This is a genomic window from Streptomyces sp. PT12, assembly GCF_003311645.1.
GTDB lineage: Bacteria > Actinomycetota > Actinomycetes > Streptomycetales > Streptomycetaceae > Streptomyces.
Map to the genome: position 1 here is coordinate 1 of NZ_QEST01000070.1, position 3,305 is coordinate 3,305.

Consider the following 3,305-nt stretch of genomic DNA (forward strand, 5'->3'; position numbering starts at 1 on the left):
CCGACGACGTACCAAGGAGCCCAGACGCCATCCCCACCCACTGCGCCCCCTGACCCGGAAACACAAACACCGGACGCCCCGCCCCCGCCACCACCCGACCGGAGACGATGCCCGCGGCGTCGGCGGCGGCGCCCGCGGCGAACGCGTCGAGCGCCGCCGCGAGTTCTTCGGGGTCGGCGCCGACGACCACGGCGCGCTCGTCGTGCGCGGCGCGGAACGCGGTGAGGGAGTGGGCGATGTCGCCGAGGTCGGCGCCGCTCTCCACGGTGGCCTTGAGCTGCCGGGCCTGGTCCCGCAGGGCGGCCTCGGACTTGGCCGAGAGGACCAGCGGAACGACGGTGCCGGACGGCGTGGCGGCCGTGGCGGGGGCGTTCTCGGGCTCGGGGGCCTCTTCGAGGATGAGGTGCGCGTTGGTGCCGCTGCCGCCGAAGGCGGAGACGCCCGCCCGGCGTGGCGCGGCGCCGCGCTCCCAAGGCCGCTGCTCGACCAGCAGCGAGACGGCGCCCGCCGTCCAGTCGACGTGCGGCGTGGGGTCGTCGGCGTGGAGGGTGCGGGGCATGATGCCGTGGCGCATGGCCATGACCATCTTGATGACCCCGGCGACGCCAGCGGCGGCCTGGAGGTGGCCGATGTTGGACTTCAACGAGCCGAGCCACAGGGGGCGTTGGTCGTCGCGGTCCTGACCGTAGGTGGCCAGCAGCGCCTGGGCCTCGATGGGGTCGCCCAGGCGCGTTCCCGTGCCATGGGCCTCGACCACGTCGATGTCGGAGGGCGCGAGCCCGGCGTTGGCCAACGCGGCGCGGATGACGCGCTGTTGGGCCGGGCCGTTGGGTGCGGTGAGGCCGTTGGACGCGCCGTCCTGGTTGACGGCGGAGCCGCGGACGACGGCGAGGATCCGGTGCCCGTTGCGCTGGGCGTCGGAGAGGCGTTCGAGGACGAGGACGCCCACGCCCTCGCCCCACCCCGTGCCGTCGGCCTCGGCGCCGAAGGCGCGGCAGCGGCCGTCGGCCGAGAGCGCGCCCAACGTGCCGAATTCCACGAACTGGTGGGGGCGCGACATGATCATCGTGCCCGCGGCCAGCGCGAGGGAGCACTCGCCCTGCCTGAGGGACTGCGCGGCGAGGTGGAGCGCGACGAGCGACGACGAGCACGCGGTGTCGACGGTGACGGCGGGGCCTTCGAGGCCGAAGGTGTAGGAGACGCGGCCCGAGACGGCGCCCGACGCGCTGCCCATGGCGAGGTGGCCCTCGGTGCCCTCGCTTGGCTGGACGAGGGTGGCGTAGTCGGATCCCGAGGCGCCGACGAAGACGCCGGTCTGGCTGCCGCGCACGGTGTCGGGGGTGAGCCCGGCCCGTTCGAACGCCTCCCACACGGTCTCCAGGAGGATCCGCTGCTGCGGGTCCATGGCGGTGGCCTCGCGCGGGGAGATCCCGAAGAACGCGGGGTCGAACGCGGCGACGTCGTCGACGAACGCGCCCTCCCGCACATGCGTGGTGCCGGGCCGGTTCGGGTCGGGGTCGTAGAGGCGCGCGATGTCCCAGCCGCGGTCGTCGGGGAACTCGGTGACGGCGTCGACCCCGTCGAGGACCAGCTGCCACAGGTCCTCGGGGGACGCGACGCCGCCCGGGTAGCGGCAGGTCATGCCGACGATGGCCAGCGGCTCGTCGCTCGCCACGGCGGTGGGGGCCTGCCGCGCGTCGTCGGCGGTACCGAGCAGCTCGCCGCGCAGATAGGTGGCGAGCCCTTCGGCGGTGGGGTAGTCGAACGCCAGGGTGGCGGGCAGCCGCAGCCCGGTGGCGGCGGAGAGGCGGTTGCGCAGGTCGACGGCGGTCAGCGAGTCAAAGCCCAGCTCCTTGAACGCCCGTGCGGGCGTGACCGCTTCGGCCGAGGCGTGGCCGAGGACGGCGGCGGCCTGGGCGCGGACGACGTCGAGGACGAGGCGGTGTTGCTCGTCGGCGGGGCGGCCCGCGACGCGCTGGGCCAGCTCGGACAGCGGCTCGTCATCGGCGGCGTCGGCGTCGGCGTCGAGGAGGGCGACGACCTCGGGGATGTCGGCGATCAGCGGGCGGTGGCGGGCGACGGTGAACGCCGGGAGGAACGTCTCCCAGTCGACGTCGGCGACGGCGACAAACGTCTCGTCGTGGTCGATGGCGTCCTGGAGGGCGCGCATGGCCAGCTCGGGCGCCATGGCACGCACGCCGCGGCGGCGCAGGTTCTCCTCCGCATCGCCGAGAGAGGCGATGCCGCCCCCGGCCCAGGCGCCCCACGCGACGGAGGTGGCGGCGAGGCCCTGGGCGCGGCGCCACTCGGCGAACGCGTCGAGGTAGGCGTTGGCTGCGGCGTAGGCGCCCTGGCCTCCGCTCCCCCACACGCCCGCGTTGGACGAGAACAGCACGAACGCGTCCAGCGGTCCTGGGATCAGCTCGTGGAGGTTCCGGGTCCCGGCGACCTTGGCGGCGAGGGTGGCGGCGAAGTCCTCGGGGGTGGTGTCGACGAGCGGCACCATGGGTGCGACGCCCGCGGTGTGGACGACGGCGGTGATGCCGGGCACCTCGTCCACCAGGGTGGCGAGCGCTTCGCGGTCGGCGACGTCGCACGCCGCGATGGTGACCCGCGCGCCCAACGCGCGCAGCTCGTCGGCGAGTTCGGGCGCGCCCGGCGCGTCCTCGCCCCTGCGGCTGGTCAGCACCAGGTGCTCGGCGCCCGCGCCCGCGAGCCAGCGGGCGGTGTGGGCGCCGAGCGCGCCGGTGCCTCCGGTGACCAGGACGGTGCCGCGCGGGCGCCACGGCGTCTCGGCCTCGCGGCCGCCCAGCGGGTCGCGCGCCAGGCGGCGGGCCAGCAACCCTCGTTCGCGGACGGCGAGTTGGTCCTCGTGGTCGATCCCGGCGAGCGCGGAGAGCGCGCGGGCCCACTCGGTGTCGCCCATGGCCTCGGGAACGTCGAGCAACCCGCCCCAGCGGTCGGGGTGTTCGAGGCCGATGACGCGGCCGAGGCCCCAGACCTGGGCCTGTTCGGGCTCGGTGACGCCGAGCACGGCGCCCCGGGTGAGCAGCCACAGCGGCGCGTTGACGCCGTGCCGCTCCAACGCCTTGACCAGCTCCACCGTTGCGGGGGCGGAGGCGAACAGGGATACCACGCCGTCAAGCGGCTCATCGGGCAGCGTGTCCGCGGATGCGGTGAGGAGGTGCGCCCCCGCGGCGGTGAGGCGTTCGGCCCAGGCGGTGCGGTCGGCGTCGTCGCCGCCGATCAACAGCCAGGTGCCGGTGAGGGGTTGGGTGGGGCGGTCGGTGAGGGGCTTCCACTCG

Annotated in this window: 1 protein-coding gene; it reads right to left on the bottom strand. The window is 75.2% G+C overall.

The features are described from left to right. A partial coding sequence (locus tag DEH69_RS06285; protein WP_113685886.1) for a type I polyketide synthase occupies positions 1 to 3,305 on the bottom strand: 3,305 nt, incomplete at both ends.